At 70.4% G+C, this 1,791-nt stretch carries 1 protein-coding gene and 1 pseudogene; both read left to right on the forward strand.

All coding sequences use genetic code 11. The features are described from left to right. Positions 1-140: 140 nt before the first annotated feature. Positions 141-884 (forward strand): O-methyltransferase, encoded by a 744-nt coding sequence (locus MVA01S_RS29710; RefSeq protein WP_086006093.1) that lies wholly within the window; start codon positions 141-143, stop codon positions 882-884. A gap of 390 nt (positions 885-1,274) precedes the next feature. Next, a pseudogene (locus MVA01S_RS30705) lies at positions 1,275-1,791 on the forward strand (hypothetical protein); the annotation flags it as partial.

Genomic DNA, 1,791 nt, shown 5'->3' on the forward strand with positions numbered 1-1,791 from the left:
GGCGGGTCCGGTGGATTCGGCAGCAGCAGCGGGGGCGCCTCCGGGAATTCCGGCGCCTCGGACACTGGCTCGTCCGATTCGGGTTCGGATTCGGGTTCAAGCTCGGACTGACGGGGCGCGGCGTATCTATGCTGAGCGCCATGAAGTTGCCGCTGTCGCGGTGGGTGCGGTTGGCGGTGGGCATGCCGTCATTCGTGCGCACCGGCCAGATCGGTGACGGCCGGGAAGCCGCCTGCGCGGCCTACGTCGAGGGGCACACCCGCCCCGGCGACATCGACGCGGCGCTGTCGGCCATCGACACCTTCGCCTACAAGAAGGCGATGCTGGTCAACGTCGGGGTGGAGAAGGGCGAGCTGCTCGACGCCGCGGTGCGCCGCACCGATCCGGCGCTGGTGCTCGAGCTCGGCACCTACTGCGGGTACAGCGCGTTGCGCATCGCCCGCGCGGCGCCGTTGGCACGGGTGCTGTCGGTCGAGTTCTCCGCGGCCAACGCCGACGTCGCGCGCCGCATCTGGACCCATGCCGGGGTGGCCGACCGGGTCACCTGCGTGGTCGGCACCCTCGGCGACGGCGGGCGCACCCTCGACGCGCTGGCCGTTGAGCACGGCGTCACCGCGGGCAGCGTCGATCTGCTGTTCATCGACCACGACAAGAGCGCGTACCTGCCGGACCTGCTCAGCGTCGAAGAGCGCGGCTGGCTGCACCCGGGATCCGTCGTGGTCGCCGACAACGTGCGCATCCCCGGCGCCCCGGGCTACCGGCGGTACATGCGTGACCACCAGGGCACCCGCTGGGACACGATCGAGCACAAAGCCCACGTCGAGTACCAGTCGCTGCTGCCCGATCTGGTGCTCGAGTCGGAGTACCTGGGCTCCTCGGGCTGACGGGCCCCGCGCCCGCCCCCCCCCGGACGTCGATTTCGCACGATGACACGCCGGTGGCAACGTTCAGCAAGCTCTGTCCCCACCAGGGTCGATGCCTCTCCACCTTGGCGCGCCGAGGCTGGGTGATGACATCGCCGCTGTCCGGTGGTCAGTCGGGTGGACGTCTCGCTGACCTCGGGATTAATTAGCGGCAGTCGACATCATGCGTGTCGGCGTGGCGGTCCACCCCCTCAATTCCGTTGACGACGATGCGAATATCGCCAACAGATCCGATTCAGCATTCGCACAGAATGTCCACAGGGGTTTGCTATTCTCCGCGTGGGGGGTGGGTCCCCCGTATTCGATTCTGAGGGGGGTCATTTGATGTCTGCGCAACCGCGGATTCCAGTAATGCCGACGACGGGCGGGCGGCACCGCCGAAACCGCGCCGAACGGCGTGCGCTGGCAAAGCGGCTGGCCGGTGGCGCAGCCCTCAACGCGGGGCTCGCCGCCGGAGCCCTGGTCAGCATGGGCGTGGCGACCGCCGAGGCCGACTCCACGCCGTCATCGGTGACCTGCACCTTCACCGAACGGACCGACTGCGCGCCCGGTGCCGTCGGGTTCGGCTACGCGGGCTCGCGTGCCGTGCCGGTCGACGGCGCGGGCACTGCACTGCCGCTGTTCGGCCCCGGAGGCCTGCTGATCGGCAACGGGCTGAGCGCGCTTGATCTGGATCCCTCCTGCACGGCCGGCTGTGTGGGCGGAAACGGCGGCCTGCTGTGGGGCAACGGCGGTGCGGGCGCGTTCGGCGGCGCCGGTGGCAAGGGGGATTCATCGGCAACGGCGGCGTCGGCGGCGCCGGCCTGCTCGGCTACAACGACGGCAAGGGCGGCGACGGAGGCAACGCCGGCCTGTTCGGCGCGGGCGG

It is taken from the genome of Mycolicibacterium vaccae NBRC 14118 = CIP 105934 (genome assembly GCF_001552715.1).
Taxonomy (GTDB): domain Bacteria; phylum Actinomycetota; class Actinomycetes; order Mycobacteriales; family Mycobacteriaceae; genus Mycobacterium; species Mycobacterium vaccae.